At 63.6% G+C, this 19,700-nt stretch carries 15 protein-coding genes; 4 read left to right on the top strand and 11 right to left on the bottom strand.

Translation table 11 applies throughout. The features are described 5' to 3' along the window. The first annotated feature begins 12 nt into the window (after positions 1-12). From BCA01S_RS11975 to BCA01S_RS11985, 3 genes are all read left to right on the top strand, one after another. A complete protein-coding gene (locus BCA01S_RS11975; RefSeq protein ID WP_027777087.1) occupies positions 13-834 on the top strand; it encodes an alpha/beta fold hydrolase in 822 nt (273 codons plus the stop codon). A 438-nt stretch (positions 835-1,272) separates the two neighbouring features. Further along, positions 1,273-2,187, top strand: a complete 915-nt coding sequence (locus BCA01S_RS11980) for a helix-turn-helix transcriptional regulator (RefSeq protein WP_027777088.1) — start codon at positions 1,273-1,275, stop codon at positions 2,185-2,187. 172 nt (positions 2,188-2,359) lie between these two features. Continuing rightward, on the top strand, positions 2,360-5,281 hold the full coding sequence (locus BCA01S_RS11985) for an ATP-binding protein (RefSeq protein ID WP_027777089.1): 2,922 nt from the start codon (positions 2,360-2,362) through the stop codon (positions 5,279-5,281). Between the two features lie 49 nt (positions 5,282-5,330). On the opposite strand, the gene BCA01S_RS11990 is transcribed toward BCA01S_RS11985, so the two are convergent. From BCA01S_RS11990 to BCA01S_RS12005, 4 genes are all read right to left on the bottom strand, one after another. Continuing rightward, entirely contained in the window at positions 5,331-7,178 is a 1,848-nt protein-coding gene (locus BCA01S_RS11990; RefSeq protein WP_027777090.1) for an HAD hydrolase family protein, read from the bottom strand. A 38-nt stretch (positions 7,179-7,216) separates the two neighbouring features. After that, a complete protein-coding gene (locus tag BCA01S_RS11995) occupies positions 7,217-8,272 on the bottom strand; it encodes a glycosyltransferase family 4 protein (RefSeq protein ID WP_027777091.1) in 1,056 nt (351 codons plus the stop codon). A 145-nt stretch (positions 8,273-8,417) separates the two neighbouring features. Further along, positions 8,418-8,684 carry a hypothetical protein gene (locus tag BCA01S_RS12000; RefSeq protein ID WP_027777092.1) on the bottom strand — a complete coding sequence of 89 codons (267 nt, stop codon included), beginning with the start codon at positions 8,682-8,684 and terminating at the stop codon, positions 8,418-8,420. Positions 8,685-8,718: 34 nt separating this feature from the next. Continuing rightward, positions 8,719-9,018: a DUF2934 domain-containing protein gene (locus BCA01S_RS12005; RefSeq protein ID WP_027777093.1), complete on the bottom strand. Its 300-nt coding sequence runs from the start codon at positions 9,016-9,018 to the stop codon at positions 8,719-8,721. Positions 9,019-9,275: 257 nt separating this feature from the next. On the opposite strand from BCA01S_RS12005, the gene BCA01S_RS12010 reads away from it, so the two are divergent. Next, positions 9,276-10,001: a DeoR/GlpR family DNA-binding transcription regulator gene (locus BCA01S_RS12010; RefSeq protein ID WP_020066130.1), complete on the top strand. Its 726-nt coding sequence runs from the start codon at positions 9,276-9,278 to the stop codon at positions 9,999-10,001. Between the two features lie 111 nt (positions 10,002-10,112). Here BCA01S_RS12010 and BCA01S_RS12015 read toward each other — a convergent pair whose 3' ends face one another. From BCA01S_RS12015 to deoC, 7 genes are all read right to left on the bottom strand, one after another. Next, positions 10,113-11,147: an ABC transporter permease gene (locus tag BCA01S_RS12015; RefSeq protein ID WP_244145935.1), complete on the bottom strand. Its 1,035-nt coding sequence runs from the start codon at positions 11,145-11,147 to the stop codon at positions 10,113-10,115. 75 nt (positions 11,148-11,222) lie between these two features. After that, on the bottom strand, positions 11,223-12,770 hold the full coding sequence (locus BCA01S_RS12020) for a sugar ABC transporter ATP-binding protein (RefSeq protein WP_027777095.1): 1,548 nt from the start codon (positions 12,768-12,770) through the stop codon (positions 11,223-11,225). Positions 12,771-12,830: 60 nt separating this feature from the next. Further along, positions 12,831-13,835, bottom strand: coding sequence for an autoinducer 2 ABC transporter substrate-binding protein (locus tag BCA01S_RS12025; protein ID WP_027777096.1), 1,005 nt, complete (start codon positions 13,833-13,835; stop codon positions 12,831-12,833). 102 nt (positions 13,836-13,937) lie between these two features. Further along, positions 13,938-15,011, bottom strand: coding sequence for an ABC transporter permease (locus tag BCA01S_RS12035; RefSeq protein ID WP_027777097.1), 1,074 nt, complete (start codon positions 15,009-15,011; stop codon positions 13,938-13,940). A gap of 34 nt (positions 15,012-15,045) precedes the next feature. After that, the gene (rbsK, locus tag BCA01S_RS12040; RefSeq protein ID WP_027777098.1) at positions 15,046-16,008 is read right to left on the bottom strand and encodes a ribokinase; all 963 of its coding nucleotides are present in this window, start codon (positions 16,006-16,008) and stop codon (positions 15,046-15,048) included. A 138-nt stretch (positions 16,009-16,146) separates the two neighbouring features. Further along, positions 16,147-18,534 (bottom strand): aldehyde dehydrogenase family protein, encoded by a 2,388-nt coding sequence (locus tag BCA01S_RS12050; protein ID WP_027777099.1) that lies wholly within the window; start codon positions 18,532-18,534, stop codon positions 16,147-16,149. Positions 18,535-18,545: 11 nt separating this feature from the next. Further along, the gene (gene deoC, locus BCA01S_RS12055) at positions 18,546-19,559 is read right to left on the bottom strand and encodes a deoxyribose-phosphate aldolase (RefSeq protein ID WP_027777100.1); all 1,014 of its coding nucleotides are present in this window, start codon (positions 19,557-19,559) and stop codon (positions 18,546-18,548) included. Between the last annotated feature and the right edge of the window lie 141 nt (positions 19,560-19,700).

Genomic DNA, 19,700 nt, shown 5'->3' on the forward strand with positions numbered 1-19,700 from the left:
GAGCGACACACCATGAACACGGTCACGACCAAGGACGGCACGCGCATTTTCTTCAAGGACTGGGGTTCGGGTAAGCCGGTCGTCTTTTCGCACGGCTGGCCGCTCGATGCGGACGCATGGGACGCACAGATGCTGTTCCTCGTGCAGAAAGGCTACCGTGTGATCGCTCATGACCGTCGTGGCCATGGCCGCTCGGACCAGCCGTCGCACGGCAATGACATGGACACCTACGCGGACGATCTGGCCGCCGTGATCGAGGCGCTCGACCTGAAGGAAGCCACGCTCGTCGGCCATTCGACGGGCGGTGGCGAGGTCGCTCACTACATTGGCCGCCACGGCACGTCGCGCGTTGCCAAGGCCGTGCTGATCGGCGCCGTGCCGCCGATCATGGTCAAGACAGAAGCCAATCCGAACGGCTTGCCGATGTCCGTGTTCGACGGCATTCGCGCGAACGTGGCGGCGAACCGCTCACAGTTCTACAAGGACCTGGCGGTGCCCTTCTACGGCTTCAATCGGCCGAACGCGAAAATTTCGCAAGGCACGATCGACGAATTCTGGCGCGAAGGCATGCTCGGCTCGATCAAAGGCCAGTATGAGTGCATCAAGCAGTTCTCCGAGGTCGACTACACCGCGGACCTGAAGAAGATCGACGTGCCCACGCTGATCCTTCACGGCGACGACGACCAGATCGTGCCGATCGACGACTCGGCGCGCCTGTCGGCCAAGCTCGTGAAGAACGCGACGCTGAAGGTCTATGCCGGCGCACCGCACGGCATGTGCACGACGCAAGCCGACAAGGTCAACGCCGACCTGCTCGAATTCCTGCAGAGCTAAACTTGAGGGGCGCGCGCCGCGTTTCAGCGGCGCCGCCCCTGCTTTTCCCTTCGCGTCTACATTCTTTTGACGCAGATTGCCGCCGCGCCGAGCGCCGATAATCGGCTCCGAATTGCGAGGCTTAATAGAAGCGTCACAAATACATGAATGCCGCGACGCGAATCCTCCGAACCAAAATCCGTTACGGCAATCTGTCGAATAAAAAATAAACCACGTTGTTTTTTGAGCGTGGATCATTTGTGATAAGCGGCAAAGCTCTGAAGGCCGGGACTCGCGTAATTCTTATGATGTTTGGTGCTTATTATTTGAGCGCGTATTATTTTATCGACGTTTCCCAACCTCGGGAAAACCCGGCATAATGACAAATAACTTACAAACGATAATTTCGAGTAACGATTAACGGCAGTTGAGGCGCTGCGACGACCCGAGGTGACGAACATGTTCAACGATATTCATGCATCCGCCGCCACGGCCGCACGTCCTAAAGACTCCCTCGGGTGTCTGACGAGTCGACTGCGCCAGGACCTCGAACTCGACACCGGCGAGTTCAAGTTTTACCGCAAGTGCACGTTGGGCAGCGACACGAGTCCCGTCGCAATGGACGGCTCGGGCCGCGGTTTTCTGATTGGCGTATCGCTGCAAACAGGACACCGCCGGCGCATCTATTCGCAACATCGCTGGGTCACGCACGAGTTCGAGCGCGACTGCGTCTACGTCCGCGATTTCGCCGACGACTATCGCGCTGAACTGCTAGGCGGCTTCGACTTCGTGCTGATCGAACTGTCGCGCAATTTTGTCAGCGACGCCTGCCATGAGCGCGGCGGCAGCGGCCTCGCGCGCATCGCAACGGTCGCGGGCCGCAAAGACCCGGTGCTGGGTCATCTCGCGCAGGTGCTCGCGCTCACGCTCAATGCGCAAAGCGGGGCGAGTCCGCTCTTCCTCGAACAACTCGGCGTGACCATCGGCACGCATCTGCTTGATCGCTACGGCGAGGCCTCGCGTCGGTCGAACCGCAACAACCGGGGCCTGTCCGCGTTGCTGGAAGCCCGCGCAAAAGAGATGCTGCTCGCCAGATCTCAGGGCAATGTGTCCATTGAAGAGATCGCCAGTGCGTGCAACCTGTCGCGCAGTTACTTCATTCAAGCCTTTCGCGAGACCACGCAGCGCACGCCGCATCAATGGTTGCTGGAGCGGCGTATCGACCAGGCTCGTGAGCTTCTGAAGCACTCGAACCATTCGCTCTCGGAGATCGGCATGGCTTGCGGATTTTCCGATCAAAGCCATTTCACGCGCACGTTCTCGCAACTCGTCGGCATGCCGCCAGGACATTGGCGTCGTGAGGCGCGCCGATAAATAATGATCGATTCCGACAGCACCATTTTTGGTGCGCAGCCCATGCAAATGGACTTTCGTACAAAGCATCGCACTAACCGACAAGACGCGAACGATTTGATGCGGTAACTTCCGTCTTGTCGTCCTGCAGGTTCTTCTCACCAAGCACGTTGTCCCGGAAGTTGAAAACGACATGATTGAACTAGGCCGCTTTCAAATCGATCTGGAACTGCGCACCTTATGGTGTGACGGCGAACGTGTGCCGCTCGGCTCGCGCGCCTTCGAAATTCTCGCAATGGTCGTCAAGGCCGGCGGACGCCTCGTCACGAAAGACGAGTTGATGGACGCCGTATGGCCGGATACCATCGTCGAAGAAAATAATATCCAGGTGCATTTGTCTGCACTGCGCAAGATTCTCGGCGCGGATCGCGATCTGATTCTGACCGTGCCTGGCCGCGGCTATCAACTCGTGCAGCGGCATCGAGCCGCGAGAGCAGCCACGCCGCCGATGCCTGCGCCCGCCGGGCGCCCTCTTCCGCCTCCGCGCACGCCACTCGTGGGGCGCGACACGGCCATCGCTCAAATCCGCTCGATGCTCGAACACACGCGCGTGCTGACGCTAGCCGGCGCAGGCGGCATCGGCAAGACGAGCCTCGCTATTGAAGCCGCCCGTCATGCCGCCGCAGATTTCGCGGAGCCTGTGTGGTTCGTTGAACTGGCCACGCTCGGCACGCGCGACGAAGTGCTGGCCGCCACCGCGCAAGGCTGCGGGTTGCCGGTCGAACACGGGACGCCGGGCCTCGCGCAAATCGCCTTGGTGCTTGCAGACCAGCGCCGTCTGCTCGTGCTCGATAACGCCGAACACGTGGTCGCGCACGTCGCGGAAATGGTCGAGGCACTGGTCGCGGCCAACGCCAATTTGCGGGTGCTTGTAACGAGTCGCGAGCCGCTGCGCATCATGGCCGAAGCGATTCTGCGCGTCGAGCCGCTCGACGTGCCGCAGCCTGGCTGCCCCGACGCGCAGATTCTGCAGCAATCGGCCGTCAGTCTGTTTTTGCTGCGCGCCAACTCGTTGCAGCGCGAAGTCGCCGCGGATAGCGCGGAACTGCGGCTCGTCGGCGAAATATGCCGGCGTCTGGACGGCATTCCGCTTGCGCTCGAACTGGCGGCGGCGCGCGTGGTGACGCTCGGCGTGGTCGGTGTGCATCAACGGCTCGACGACCGCATGGCGATACTCGCGGGCGGCTACCGTACTGCGTTGCCGCGCCACCAGACCTTGCGCGCGACGTTCGACTGGAGCTTCGCGCTGCTCGACTCGGATTCGCAGGCGCTCTTCAGACGAAGCGCGGTGTTCGGCGGCGTCTTCAGCTTTGAAGCGATGTGCGCGGTCGCATGCGACACGTCGCTGACGGTGGCCGACGCGATCAGCGCGATCAGCGAACTGCTTGCCAAGTCGCTCGTGAACGTGGAGTTCGACGGCCCCGTGGCGCGCTACCGTCTGCTGGAATCGACGCGTGCGTATGCGCTCGAAAAGCTGCAGGCCGAAGGCGAGCGGCAGGACATGGCCTTGCGCCACGCGCGCTATCTGTCGCAATGTTTCATGGCACACACGGCGCAAACGGTGGGTGGCAACGCGGATAGCGCCGCGGCCCTCAGGCACACATTCGACGACGCACGCAACGCAGACGACTGGGCGTTTTCCGCCGACGGCGATGTGCACCTGGGCATCGAGCTCGCATCGAATCTCACGGGCGCGCTGCTCGACAGTGGAATGATCGCGGAATGCTGTGAGCGCGCAAGCCGCGCGGTCGATGCATTGGACAGGCTGCCCCCGGGCAGCGTCGATGCGCTCGGCGAGATGCGCGTACGCGCGGCATTGGCTTCCGCGCTGCCGCACGTGCGCGGCTATGTCTCGACGTCTGAGCGGTTGTGGCGCAATGTCCTCTCGCTCGCGACCGAACACGGTGACGCAGCATTTCAGGCACGCTCGCTCTGGGGCTTGTGGACCACCATGATTTCGAGCGGCAACATCCACGAGTCGATGCAGTTCGCGAAGCGCTTGCGGCAGCTCGCACGCGCTCGCGCCAACCCGTGGCAGGAAACGCTAGCCGATCAGATTGTCGCGATTTCGCTGCATTGCCTCGGCCGACATGCCGAGGCGAAAGCAGAACTGCTGCGCACGCGCGACCGCTTTGCAGAACTCGAATACAGCGGGCAGCGCGACAACTCGATCGCCGTCCATCCGCTTGTCTACTGCAACGGCACGCTCGCGCGCATTGCGTGGCTCGAAGGACATTGTGGCGAGGCGATGAAGCTCGTCGATACGCTCGTCGGCCTCGTGCGGCCCGATATCATGGAACCGTTGCTCACGCACACGCTCGGCGCCTCGGCCGCGCCGCTCGCGCTGATGTGCGGCGACCTCAAGCGCGGCGCGGTGTATCTGGAGATCATGCGCTCGCAGGCGGCGCTGCATGGCCTCGACGTCTGGCGCGACTACTGCAACTGTCTGTGCGCGTATCGCGACATTCTCGGCGGCGACCAGCAGCGCGGTGTCGCGCTGCTGGAAACTTCGCTCAACGCGCTGATCGAGCGTGGTTTCCGGCGCCTCATCACGCTCTTCATCGGCGCCTATGCCGAGGCCCTCGTGGCCGCCGGACGGATCGACGAAGCGTCGCGCCAGCTCACCGATACGCTGCAGTTTTGCGGGGCCAACGGCGAGATGGTGTTCGCGCCCGAACTGTGGCGCGTGCTCGGAGTCGCCGCGCACGCGCAGCGCAAGCTCACCGACGCCGAGTCCTGCTTCGTCAAGGCAATCGAGATGGCGCGTTCACAGGGCGCGAGAATGTGGGAACTGCGCGCGTCGCTGGCACTGGCCGGTTTGCGGCAGGAAGGCGGTCGCGCTAATGAAGCACTGCAAATGCTCGAACGCATGGCGCTGTATTTCGATGCGCCGTCGAACGCGACCGACGTGCAGCGACTGTTCGATACGCTCGCAACGTTGCGCGCAGCGAAACACAAGAGCGCTGCGCCAGCGGTCGCGGTGAATTCTGCGCGAACCGATTCGCCCAGGCGAGGCGCGCGCAAGACGGGCGCGAGCCTTGCACGCGTCGACTAGCTGATGCGTGGCAGATGCCGATTTATTACGGTATCCGTAACATCCGACACTACGCCGCGCCATCCTTTTGAGCCGAGATTTCGGGCTTCAAATCGTCGGGCGCCGAAGCGTCGGCCGCCGGAGCGTCACGCTTCGTGGTCAGCACGGCCGGCATCGACGGATTCTCCGGCTGCGTATAGCGTTCCTGCACTGCAGCCTTGATTCGTGCGAGGCTCCCGGCTGCATCGAGCGAACTGTCCTGCTCGACCTGCCGCGCCTGCGCCGCGAGATCCGGGTCGCCGATTTCCTTTTCGAACCACCGTGAATAGTCGCCGTGCTCGCGGTGATACTGCCAGGTGGCGGCGTCGACGCCCTCCGCGATCTCCACGAACAGCACCAGGTTGTGAGCGCGCAGATTCAATGCACCTTCGGGCCCGCGGAAATAGAAACTGCGCTCGGGAATCAGCAGCCCCTCCGCGTATTTTCGCCGATGTCTGAGCCGATGCTTCGTGCCCGGTTCCAGCCGGATCACACGTTCGGGCGCCGGCTCGCCAAGACGCCATAACAGCGCCTCGCCGGGTCGCAGTTGCGCTTGCCCGAGCATATCGTCGACGTTCGGCACAGTGCGATCCGTCGCCTTCGCGAGTTCTTGCACGGCCTTGCTCGCGCTCGGACCCATCGCGAGCATCAGATTCACCTGACTCAGGAACGCGCCGTCGAGTTGCTGCGGAGACACCGTGATCGCAAGCGCGGTCGCAAGCGTCTGCGGAATGGTCTGGCTGGCCCCTGCCCATCCAGCGGGAAACAGATGATGTGCCTCGTCGAACACGAGCCAATGCGGCCGCCCGGTTCGCACGCGCAACTGCTGCACTTCCAGTAGCAACGACGCGCAGAACGCGGGCCGCTCGGGCAGCGGCACGCGCAGCAGATTGACGGCTACCGCAGCGCGCGGAGGGCGCAGCAGCAACTGCACGACTTCCTCGATCAGCGGGGCGGTGTGCGCGTCGCCGACCACGATCGTATCCTCGTCGTTCTGGTAGTCGCCTTCCGGATCGATGATGCACAACTGCTGGTGCATACCCGCCAACCGTTCAAGAAGACCCGCGCAGGCCGTCGACTTTCCGCAGCCCGATTCACCGGCAAGCAGCGCCACCGTGCCATGCGCCGCGCAATACTGGTCGGCCGGCTCGCCGCCATCGCGCGCATGTCCAACAAGGACGCGACTGCGCGGCGTCATGCTCGCCCGTTCGCGCAAGTCGTCCTTCACCAGCGCGTCGACCAGTTCGGCGACACCCGCGCCCGCCGCCTGGCTCGTGATCATATCGGCGCGCTCCTTCAGGGCCGGCAGAGCATTCGCAACCGCCACCGAAAAACCGCACGCGTCGAGCAGCGCATGATCGTTCTCGGCGTCGCCTACTCCCGCGACATTGAAGGCCGACAACGCCAGTTCGCTTAACGCCTCCTGCAAGCCGCTTGCTTTCGATATGCCCGGCGACACGATCATGACCGCCTCGCCGTTGAAGATAATCTGCAAGCCGAGCCCCAAATCCCGAATCGCGGCAAGCGCGATCTGCTCGGCGGGTTTCATCGTCGCAATGAGCGTTTCGCTGACGCTGAAATGATGCAGGCCACGGCGCCTCAGTTCGTCGACGAAAACGGGCGGCGGTGGCGGCGCCAGGAGCCTCCGTGTGCCCGTCGCCGGCGTGTACAACACACCGCCGTTTTCCGCGACCACCCGCGAGAACATGTCGAGCCGCGGGCAGACGGCGAGCAGGTCGTCCATCTCCCTGCCGCTCACGAGGATCGCCTGGCGGCCCGAGGCGCGCAGGCGGTCGAGCGCATCCCACGTTGCGTCGGCGACGCGTCCGTCGGATGCGAGGGTGTTGTCGTAGTCGGTCGCAATCGCAAGAAATCGCATGAAAGACGCTCCGTAGTGCTGTTTCGTTTCGGCTTGCTTCAATCGTTCTGCCCAGATTGCGCGTCGCAAGAGCCGCGCAGCATCGCTTCGTAAATACGCGAGTACTGATCGACCATCCGCTCGACGGTGAAACGGCGCTCGAATGCCGCCCGGCAAGCAGCGCGGTCGATTGTGTCGATTTCCGCGAGCGCGGCCACTGCTTCGTCGACGGAATCGACGAGGAAACCGGTCACGCCGTGTTCGACTATTTCCGGCGCGGCGCCGTTGTCGAACGCGATCACGGGCGTGCCGCAGGCGAGCGCTTCGATCATCACGAGCCCAAAAGGCTCGGGCCAGTCGATGGGGAACAGTAACGCGCGAGCCTGCCCGAGAAAATCGTTTTTGCGCGCGTCGTCGAGTTCCCCGCAATACTCGACGTGCGGCAACTCAAAGAGGCTCGCAATTTCCTGCTCGAAATACTCGCGGTCATCGTGGGCGATTTTGGCGGCGATGCGTAACGGCAGGCCCGCGCGCCGCGCGATTTCTATTGCGCGGTCGGGCCGCTTGGCCGGCGAGATGCGACCGAGAAACGCCACATAGTCGCCCGGCTCTTCATGAAAACGCAGCAGATCGGCAGGCAAGCCATGATGGACGGTCGCCCGCCAGTCGAGCCACGGAAGCGGCGCGCGCTGCGCGTCGGAAATCGACACCACCGGCATATCGGCAAACTGGTGGTACAACGCGCTTAAGCCAGGTATGTCGAGTCGCCAATGCAAGGTGGTCAGCGACGCGCATACCAATCGCCGCGCGAACGGAAAGCTCGTGTAGTCGGTGTGAAAATGGACGAGGTCGAAGTCATCCGCGCGCCGTACCACTTCCTCGAGCATCGCGAAGTGAAACGCCTGCGCGTCGGCCGTATCTTCAATCGGGCGAATCGCACAATCGCTGCCCGAGACGAGTCGTGCTCGCGTCCGGGAATCGCCGGTTGCAAAGAGCGTGACGTCGTGGCCCAGCGAGACGAGGCCGTCCACCAGCCATGCCACCACCCTTTCGACGCCGCCATAAGCGACGGGCGGCACTCGCTCGTACAACGGTGACACCTGGGCGATGCGCATGCGTTACTCCGCTCGACGAACCGATGCGTAGCGCGCCGCATCGTGCATGCCCGGCAATGTCACGTGTGAGCCGCCGCGCTTCTCGTCGATGGAAAAATGTACAGGTCGGCGATGAAATTTAAACGTTGTGGAGGGTGACGGGCTGCTAGGCGATCGGCCCGCTGTAGCCGTCGGCGGGCGATGCGGGCTCCACTCGCTCGACATGCTCGTCGATCCAGTCGGTCGCTCGTTCGCGCGCGAACTCGATCGCCTCATGCTCGTCGACGAAATCGCGATGAAACTCCATATCGTGCGTATCGTCGCTCGAACTCACGGCGCCTTGCGTCACCTCGATCCTCACGTGCGCGACGATCGCGCCGTCGTCGACGCCTGCCGTGACATGAACGATGCAGCCTCCATATTCGAAGTCCATGATGTCTTCTCCCGCGTGTAGTGGTTATGCCGCGCTAGCTGCGTTTCGCGCTGCCGTTGCCGCGCGTCTTCGCGGCGGTGCGGGGCTGCGCGGTGTCCAATGTTTCCGCGCTCTCGTCGTCGATTACTTCCGCCGCGCGTCGGCCCTTGCCCGACTGTTCCGCAGCAATCGGCGGCTCGGCGTCGCCCGCGTCGCCTTCCGCTTCGATCTGTGCCTGCGCGCGCAGCCAGTAATCGTCGGGCCGCCCTTCGGGCGAGCCGTCGCTCTCCCACAGCTCATACGCGCGCTTGCGAATTCGGTCCTCTACTGTCGGTTCGACCGGTAAGCCTGCCATTGCAATCTCCATACGGGTTGTGAGTCGACGCCCGCGCGCCACGCGGCGGCCGCGCCCGTGACGCAGCAAAGCACGTTCCCATCGGTTAACGGTGAGGCACGACGCCGCGAGTCACAGATGCTCGCAAACACTTGCCAGGATTCACACAGACTCGCGCGCTTGCGCGCTCGCCGTAGCACCGGCCAGTTGTTATAATTCTTTCAGCAGTTCTGATTCAAATATAACGCCGCTCACGCTGCCCACGCGCCAGGATTCCCATGCCGAAACCCGATCGTCTTCGCGCTCTCGCCGATGCCTTGACGAGGCAAAACGTGATGCGTCTGCGCGACGCCGCGGCTTTGCTGGGCGTGTCCGAAATGACGGTGCGCCGCGACATCGCGGCCAACTCGGATCGCTTCACGTATCTCGGCGGCTACATCGTCAGCGCGACCGACGTGCCGAACAATGCCGGCTATTCGCTCGAACAGGAAAAGGACCACTTCGCCCAGGCCAAGGCGGAGGCGTCGTCAATCGCCGCGGGGCTTATCGGCAACAACGAAACGCTTTTTATCGACTGCGGCACGACGCTCACCACGCTCGCGCGGCTCATTCCGCCCGAGCGGCATGTCACGGTGGTGTGCTATTCGTTGAACGTGGCCGAGATTTTGCGGCGCAAGCCGAATGTGCGGATGATCCTGCTTGGCGGCGTGTACGTGCCTTCGTCGGATTCGTTTGCGGGCGAGGAAAGCCTGGAGATGCTGCGCCGCATGGGCATCAACAAGGCGTTTATTTCAGCGGGCGGCGTGGACCCTGCGCGCGGCGTGACGTGCTGGAATTTTCACGAAGTCGCGTTGAAGCAGGCGGCAATGGCGAGCGCCGTCGAACGGCACCTCGTGGTGGACATGAGCAAGTTCGGCGTCGTCAAGGCCGTGCGGTTCTCGCAGGTCGACGACTTCGATTCGATCATCACCGAGCGCGGCCAGGAGCACCGCAAGCGCAGATAGCGCACACGTTCCGTCTCTTCACGGCGTCCGCGTCCGTTTTTGCTTGCGTTCTCGCTTGCAGCGCTGCGCTTCGATACGTGCTAAGCGCAGCGCGTGCCCGGCCAAAAATGCTCAGCGTTTGCGTTGCAGCGCGAAGAGCGTCCCGGCAAGCAGAATAAACGCGCCGATAATCACCTTTTGCCAGGTGCTCGGTACGCCGACGAGAATCAGCACGCTCTTGATGAGCGTGACCAGCACCACGCCTAGCAGCGTTCCCACTACCGTACCCGTGCCGCCCGTAATGCGGGCGCCGCCGAGAATTACTGCGGCGATCACGTCGAGTTCGGAACCCACCAGATCGAACGGATTCGCGAGGCGGTTGTTCGACACGTGCAGAATGCCCGCGATGCCCGCGAGCATGCCTGTATAGCCGAACACGAACAGATGGATCGCGCGCAGGTTGTAGCCGAGCCGCTCGGCAATCGCCAGCGAGCCGCCCATCGCGTAGACGGCGCGGCCCATCATCGTGCGATTCAGCAGCCACCATGTGACGACCGCGGCCGCGACCAGCGCGAGGACCGACACGGGCAGCACCGCGCGCAAGCCGTCCGCGGTGTGATAGAAAAACAGCGGAATGCGTCCGAATCGATCCATGCTGTGCGGAATGTTCATGAAGAACGTCGTGCCGATGAACGTCAGCAAAAGCCCGCGATACAGATATTGCGTGCCGATCGTGACGATCAGCGAAGGCGCTTTCAGCCGATGCACGAGCAGCCCGTTCACCATGCCGAGCACGACGCCGCCGAGCGCACCGGTGACGAGGATCAACGCGAACGGCGCGTCCGGCCACCAGGCGAACACGGCTTTCGTGATGCCGTACATGGTCAGCGCGGCGATCGCGGTGAACGACACGTCGATGCCGCCCGATGCGAGCACGACGAGCGTGCCGAGCGCGAACAGCGACATCGTGGTCGCCGAATGCAGCAGGTCGAACAGCGTTGCGAGCTGGAAAAATCGTGGATTGATTGCGCCGACGATCAGGCAGGTCACCGCGATCAGCGCTACGGTGAACCACTCGGGGTTGCGCGCGAGCCGCGTGCGCAACCCTGGCGCTTCGACGCTCGGCGCGATTTCGACGACGGTGGGAGTGGTCATGGTCTGCTTCATGGCCGATTCGCTGGGCGATGCGCTGGACGAGTCGGTGCGCGACGGGATGCGCGAGTTCATGGCGGTTGACGTCCTCTATGCCGCTTCGGAAAGCAGCGCGTGATACAGATCGGCTTCGCTCAGTTCGTCGGCGCGATATTCTGCGGCCACACGGCCCTTCTTCATCATCAGAATGCGGTCGCAGTTCTGAAGAAGTTCGGGCAAGTCGTCGCTGATCAGAATGATGCCTATACCGCGTTGCGACAGTCGCTGCATGATCCGGTAAATGATGTCCTTGGAGCCCACGTCCACGCCCACAGTCGGTCCATGCAGAATCAGCACGCGCGGGTCGATGGCGAGCCAGCGGCCGATCAACACGCGTTGCTGGTTGCCGCCCGATAGTGACTGTACCGGTTTGTCGACGCCAGGCGTTGCGATCTGCAACTCCTTCACGGTCTGTTCGGCGAGCGCTTGAGCGCGCGTGCGGTCGATCTGACCGAAGCGGTCGCGCAGGCTCGAAATCATCGCGGTGATCACGTTGTCGCGAATCGGTTTGTCGAGAAAAAGGCCCTCGTTCAAGCGGTCTTCGGGCACATAGCCGATGCGATGGCGCTTCGCGTCGGAAGGCGTGCGCAGTGCGATCTGCTGCCCGTCGAGCAGCACGTCGCCCGACTGCGCCGGTGCGACGCCCGCCAGCGCACGCGCAAGCTCGTTGCGCCCGGAATCGAGCAGCCCGGTCACGCCGAGAATCTCGCCGCCGTGCAGCTTGAACGAGACGTCGCTGAACTGTCCCGCGCGCGTGAAGCCGCGCACGTCGAGCACGATGTCCTGCGCATGCGCGCTCTCGCGGTAACGTTCGTTCGACAGATGGCGGCCCGTCATCAGTTCGCTAATTTGCGCCTTGGTGAACTCAGCAATGGGCCCTTGCGCCATTTTCTGTCCGTCGCGCAACACGATCACTTCGCCGCCGATCGCGTAGCACTCGTCGAGCTTGTGACTCACGAACAGCACCGTCACGCCTTGCGCGCGAAGGTTTGCGAGCACTGCGATCAGATTGTCGACTTCTTTTTGCGTGAGCGACGTAGTGGGCTCGTCCATGATGACGAACTTCGCCTCGCTCGCAATCGCGCGGGCAATGGCGACGAGCTGGCGCGTCGCAAGCGGCAATTGCTCGATCAGCGTCGATTGAAACTCGCTGTTGCCGGGCAGGCCCACGGCTTCGAGCGCGCGCGCGGCGGTGGCGGCGAGTACGCGGCGATCGAAGGTGCGCGCGAGCCGTCCTTCGTGTGTCGCAAGCTCCGACGTGAGCGCGACGTTCTCGGCGACGCTCATGTTGGGCAGCAGCGAGAGATCCTGATATACGGTTTCGATGCCTGCGGCGAGCGCCTCGAGCGCGGACAGCCGCGCGTGCGGCACGCCTTCGATAACCAGTTGGCCCTCGTCCGGCGGTTGCGCGCCGGAAATGATCTTGATCAGCGTGCTCTTGCCGCAGCCGTTTTCACCGAGCAGGTGATAGATCTGCCCGCGCTGGAAGGAGAGGCTTACGCCACGCAATGCATGTACGCCGGTAAAGCGCTTATGCACGCCGACCACTTCCAGAAAAGGTTGCGACAAAGGCGCGGAAGATACTTCTTGTTGATTCATGATGATCGGTCGCGGTGCCGGGGCGCGCCCACCGGACGCGCCCCGAAGTGAACAACGGAATCAGAACGGATACTGCTTGTAGTTCGACTTGTCGACATTCACCCAGCCCTGGCCGCGCACGATGATGCCCTTGCCCGGGCCCTTCGCGACCGTCACCTTCGTGTAGCCCGGAATGCCGAGATCCGCGCCGTTCTCCACTGTCTTGCCGTCCACCAGCATCTTCGCGACCTTGTTCATCGCAATGCCGGCAAGCTTGGGATCCCAGAACGCAATGCCGTTGATCGCGCCGCTTTCGAGGAACTTGCCGGCCTCGGTCGGCAGACCCGTACCGTACACGCAGATCTTGCCCTGCATGCCCGCTTCTTCGACCGCACGGCCAATGCCGATCACATCCAGCGACGACGAACCCTGGAAGCCCTTCAGGTCCGGATGCTTGCGCAGTACTTCTTTTGCGACTTCATAGGCGCGCTCGCCATCGTTGTTGGTTTCGAGTTTCGGCTCGACCAGATTCATCTTCGGGTATTTGGCCTTCGCGTTGCCAATGCCGCCGTCGGCCCATTGGACCTGCGAGCGGCTACCGAGCGAGCCGACCAGCACCGCCCACTTGCCCTCGTTGTGCATGCAGGAAGCGAGGCGTTCATTCAGACCGGCGCCATAAGCGGTGTTGTCGAAGGCCTCGATGTCGACCATCGTGTTCTTCGCGTTGTCCGCTTCATGCGTGACCACCTTGATGCCGCGATCCATCGCCTTCTTCAGCGCCGGTTCGAGCGTCGGCGGATCGTAGGGGACGACGGCGATCGCGTTCACTTTCTTCGCGATCAGGTCTTCGATGATCTTCAGTTGCTGCGCCGCGTCCGCCCGCCCTGGGCCCGTCTGATACGCGGTCACGCCGGGGTTGTCCTTCGCGAACTCCTTGACGCCTTCGTCCATCCGGTTGAACCAGTTGATACCCGTCACCTTGACGACCGTGACAATCGTCTCGTTGGTCGCGGCCTGCGCCGCGGCGATCACGCCCACCGTAAGAGCGGCTGCTGCGAGCGCGGCGCCCAGTCGAGTCAATTTCATGCAAAGTCTCCTTTATCGTTCGATGTCGCCCGTGCTGGCCGTGTCAGCCGTCGCGAACAGGCAGGGCAACCTGTCCGCCTTTACCGAAAACCCGCTATTGCGCTAACGCCTCTGCGTCGCGCCCGCACTGCCGGAAGCCGGGGGCTTCGCGGGCTGATTGGACCCTCCTCCACCGCCCAGACCGAAGATCGCCCGCACGCGTTCACCGCCCGCGAACGCCAGCGACAGCAGCAGCAAAAAGCCCCACGCGCAGTCGCCGAAAAACTGCGACACGCCCAGCAGATTGAAGAGGCTCGACAGAAACTGCAGTACCGTCGCAGCGAAGAACACGCAGATAATGCGACCATGGCCGCCGGCCGGATTCACGCCGCCCATCACCGCGATCAGGATGGCGATCAGCAGATACGAGTTGCCGTAATCCCACTTCGCGCTAGAGGTATGCGTCGCGCTGATCAGGCCGGCGAGCGAAGCCAGCACGCCGCACATCGCGTAAGTGGTGATCAGCATGCGCGCGCGCGGAATGCCCGCGTAGAACGCGGCCTTCGGATTCGTGCCCATCAGATAGAGTCGCAGGCCGAATGGGCTGCGCTTGAGCAGCCACCCGAGAACGATCACCGCGGCAAGAAAGATGCAGAACGCAATCGGCACTTGCAGCACCGTGCCGTTGCCGATATCCGACAAGGGCTCGACATAATCGACATGCACCGACGCGCCGTTGCTGATCACAACCGCGAAGCCGGTAAACAGCAATTGCGTGCCGAGCGTGCAAAGAATCGGTGTCAGTCTGAGGCGCGCGATCACCACGCCGTTGAGCAGGCCGCCCAGCAACCCCATGATCAGCACGATCGCGCAGAAGAGCGACGTGTACAGCACCGGCGAATCGTCACCGTTGACGAGGCGCGGCACGAGCATCGCTGCGACCATGCCCGACAGGTTCGCGAGCCCGACACCGGACAGGTCGATGCCGCCGTTGCCCGACACCATCGACAGCATGATGCCGAGGGCGAGCAAGCCGAGTTCCGGCAATTGGCCGCCCATCGACTGAAGGTTGTCGATGTCTACAAACTGGCCGCGCGAGAGCCACGTCGCGACCAGCACGACGAGCACGTTGACGATCAGCAGAAAATTCAGTTGCCGGTCGGCAAACAGTTTTCCCGCAGCAAACGAAGACTTCATGGCGCTGACGATCTCCCTGACACTGCACGAATGATTACGAAGCCTGCGCTGGTTGAGCCGACTCGCTCAGTACACGGTTCACTTCGGCGAGCGTCGGCATTGAAGGCGCCGTGCCCGCGCGCGTGACGGATATGCCCGCGAGCGCGCAGCCGAAACGCATGGCGGAAATCGCGTCGTCGCCGCGCGCGAGAGCGGCCGCAAAGCCGCCTGTGAAGCCGTCGCCCGCGCCGGCGGTTTCGACCACCGCACCGCACCGGAACGCAGGCAACCATATCGATCGGGTTGCGTCATGCAGCAATGCGCCGCCCTCGCCGAGCGTCACGATCACAGTGCCGACGCCTTTCGCGAGCAACACGTCGGCTGCACGCCGCGCATCGTCGACGTTCGCGATCGGCACGCCCGTCAGCGCGGCGGCTTCGGTTTCGTTCGGCGTGATGTAGTCGCACAACGGGAAGATGTCGTCGTCGAGCGGCAATGCAGGCGCAGGATTGAAGACGGTCGTGACGCCATGCTTGCGTGCCACTTCCAGGCCGCGCCGCGCGGCCGCCAGCGGCTGTTCGAGTTGCGTGACGAAGACGCGCGAGCCCGCTATATCGGCTTCGATGGCATCGACGTCGGCCGCGCTCAGCGTCCCCGCCGCGCCCGCGGCAACGATAATGGCGTTCATGCCGGTGGTGTCGTCGACGAAAATATGCGCGGCGCCCGTGGAGACGCCTTCGACCACCGAGGCGCGCGCCGTGATGCCCTCTCGCGCCCACGTTGCTTGTGCAATGGAGCCGAATGCGTCGTTGCCGATGCGCGTGCAGAACACGACCTCAGCGCCCGCGCGTGCCGCGGCGACTGCCTGGTTCGAGCCTTTTCCGCCGGGCCCCATCGCAAATGCGGAGCCCGCAATCGTCTCGCCGACGAGCGGCATGCGCGCCGCACGAAACGTCAGATCGGTCACGTAGATGCCGAGAATGACGACACGTCCGCTCTGTTGTGGCTGCGAGCTCATGAACGCAGCCCTCCTCGCGAGGTGGTCATCGCAGCGCGATGCGGCGCGTGCCGCACCATGTCGTTCTTCAACAGCAGGTAAAGAGTGTTCAGCACGTTGTCTCCTCCATTTTCTGGTTGGCGTGCATACGCTGCGCGGTCAGTCTCCGTACGGTATCCAGATGTTCTTCACCTGCACGGCCTGACGCAGAAACGGCAGGCCCTCGCTTGCACGGTCGAACCAGTCGAACTGGCGGCCGTAGTCGGTGAAGGTGCGCTTCAGGTTGCCGACCGACTCACGCTCGATCAGCGTCGCATCCGCCGCGCTGCCGAAGGACCACACCGCGTCCACGTCGTCGTGCCGGGCAAGCGCCGGCAGCAGCGCTTCCCGTTTGCCCGTGACGATGTTCACTACGCCGCCGGGCACGTCGGACGTCTCGACGACCTGATAAAAGTCCGTCACCGCGAGCGGACACGCCTCGCCCGGCAGCACCACGACGCGATTGCCCATTGCCAGCGCCGGCGCCGCGAGCGAAACGAAAGCAAGCAACGGCGACTCGTCCGGACATGCGATGCCGATCACGCCGAGCGGCTCGTGCATGGCCAACGCGACACCTCGCAGCGGCGGCGTATGCACTGCGCCATCGAACTTGTCAGCCCACGCCGCGTAGGTGAACAGACGCGTGACCGAGGCTTCCACCTCCGCGTGCGCCGCGGCATCCGTCGCGCCGTTTCGCACCGTCAGTTGATGCGCGAATTCGTCCGCACGCACCGCCAGATTCTCCGCAAGATAGAACAGCACCTGCGCGCGGTTATGCGTGCTCGCCTGCGACCACTTCTGCGCCGCACGCGCCGCTTGCACCGCGTTGCGAATGTCCTTGCGGTTGCCCTCGCCCACTTCGCCGACCCGCGTTCCATCGGGCGCATGAACCGGCAACGAATAGCCGCTGTCCGGACGCACCTGCTTGCCGCCAATAAAGAGCTTGGCCGTGCGGTCGATCAACGCAAGGTTCGAAACCTGACGATCGTCGCTCGCATTCGTCGCCGCGCTAACCGGCTGGCGCTTCGGAAGATTGAGCCACGCACGCGGTTTCAGATATTCGTGAATGCCCTCACGTCCGCCCTCGCGTCCATAGCCCGATTCGCGATACCCGCCAAAACCGACGGCCGCGTCGAACAGGTTCGTCGCGTTGACCCAGACGACGCCCGCCGCGAGCCGCGGCGCGACATCGAGCGCGCGGCCGATCGTTTCGCTCCACACGCTGGCGGCGAGTCCATAGCGTGAATTGTTCGCGAGCGCGATGGCTTCGTCGGGCGTGCGAAAGCTCATCGTGACGAGCACGGGACCGAAGATCTCTTCCTGTGCAAGAGTCGATGCGGGCGCAACGTTAGTGACGAGCGTTGGCGGATAAAAGCAGCCGTTGGCGGGCAACGCGGTATCCGCCGCCTGCCAGATCGCGCAACCTTCGCGCCGCCCGGTTTCGACGAGCGAGTGAATCCGCTCCAGTTGCACCGGATCGACGATTGCCCCCATGTCGATGCTCTTGTCGAGCGACGGACCCACACGCAGCGTCTCCATGCGGCGCTTGAGCTTTGCGACGAAGCGCGCCTCGATGCCTTCCTGCACGAGCAGGCGCGAGCCCGCGCAGCAGACTTGCCCCTGGTTGAACCAGATGGCGTCGACCACGCCTTCGACCGCACCGTCGAGGTCGGCGTCGTCGAATACGATGAATGGCGATTTGCCGCCGAGTTCGAGCGTCAGCGATTTGCCCGAGCCCGCCGTGACCGAGCGGATCAGCTTGCCAACCTCCGTCGAACCGGTGAACGCAATCTTGTCGACTTGCGGATGCTCGACCAACGCTGCGCCCGTCGAGCCGTCGCCAGTGACGACGTTCAGCACGCCTGCGGGCAGACCCGCCTGATGCGCGAGTTCGGCGAACAGCAATGCGGTCAGCGGCGTGTATTCGGCCGGCTTCAACACGACGCAATTGCCCGTTGCGATAGCGGGTGCGATCTTCCATGCGAGCATCAGCAGCGGAAAATTCCACGGCACGATCTGGCCGATCACGCCAAGCGGCGCATGATCCGCGAACTCGCTGTCCTGCAACTGCGCCCAGCCCGCGTGATGCAGGAAGTGACGCGCGACGAGCGGCACGTCGAGGTCACGCGTCTCGCGTATCGGCTTGCCGTTATCGAGCGCTTCGAGCACCGCAAAGAGCCGGCTATGCCGCTGCACCATGCGAGCGAGCGCATACAGATGCCGCGCGCGCCCCTTGCCGCCGAGCGCTAGCCAGCCCGGCTGCGCCGCGCGAGCGGCGGCTACCGCGGCGTCGATATCGGCCGCGTCGCCTTGCGCAATATCGGCGAGTCGCTCGCCGCTCGCGGGCGCATGCGAGACGAACTGCGCGCCGCTCGCCGGCGCATGCCACGCGCCGCCGATGAAATGCCCGAAACGCGCTTCATGTTGCGCGAGCCATTGGCGCGCGGGCTGATCGTCCTCGGGTGCGGGACCGTAATCCATCGAAGAAAAATACTCCGCTACGCTCATGGTGGTCTGCTTCAGGCTACGGGGTGACGGTTGAAAGCGGAATAACGGCCGCTCACGTGATGTTCGAGCTGCCGCTCGATGTCGGCAAGCAGGCTCGACGCGCCGATGCGGAAGAGCTCCGGTTCGAGCCACGCGCGGCCGAGTTCTTCCTTCATCAGAATCTGATAGGACAGCACCGACTTCGCGCTCGACACGCCGCCTGCCGGCTTGAAACCGATCGGCACGCCGGTGCGCTCGTGATATTCGCGGATCATGCGCACCATGACGAGCGACACGTCGAGCGTCGCGTTCACGCCTTCTTTGCCAGTGGATGTCTTGATGAAGTCGGCGCCGGCCATCATGCAGACCATCGACGCGCGCGCGATGTTCGACAGCGTGCGAATGTCGCCGGTCGCGAGAATGGCCTTCAGGTGCGCGGGACCGCAGGCCGCGCGAAATTCGCGAACTTCGTCGTAAAGCGCCTGCCAGTTGCCGGTGAGAACATGTTCACGCGTGACGACGATGTCGATCTCCGCCGCGCCGTCCGCAACCGAGGCCTCGATCTCCTTCAGCTTCAGCGGATGCGGAATCAATCCGGCCGGAAAGCCGGTCGAGACCGCCGCGACCGGAATGCCGCTGCCCTTGAGCGCATCCACGGCCGCGCCGACAAAGCGGTGATAGACGCACACAGCGCCCGTCGTGATGCGCTGCGGCGTCATGCCGAGCGCTTCGAGAAGGTCGGCGCGAACGGGCTGACGCGCCTTCGCACATAGGCGCCGCACACGGCCTTCGGTGTCGTCGCCGCTGAGTGTCGTGAGATCGATGCAGGTGACGGCCTTGAGCAGCCAGGCGGCCTGCGCCTCTTTCTTGACGGTGCGGCGCGTGGCGAGCGTCGCCGTGCGGCGCTCGACCGCCGACTGGTTGATGCGCAGACCGTCGAGCCACGACGCGTCGAACGGCATGCCCGGGTTGCGTACCGGATGAACGAGCGGCCCGCCGCGCAATGCGACGACCGAAGACGACGACGAGAAAGAAGGATCAGGCATGAGGCGTCCGGAATTTTGGTGCGCGGCACAACGGGGCGCCGGCGAATGACTCGTGTCTATGCTACCTCGCATGACAGGATTATCACAAGCGTTACGCGCCGATCATCACATTTTGACGCTCTGACGGGGTGTGGCGCCTTA

It is taken from the genome of Paraburkholderia caledonica NBRC 102488, from assembly GCF_000685095.1.
GTDB lineage: Bacteria > Pseudomonadota > Gammaproteobacteria > Burkholderiales > Burkholderiaceae > Paraburkholderia > Paraburkholderia caledonica.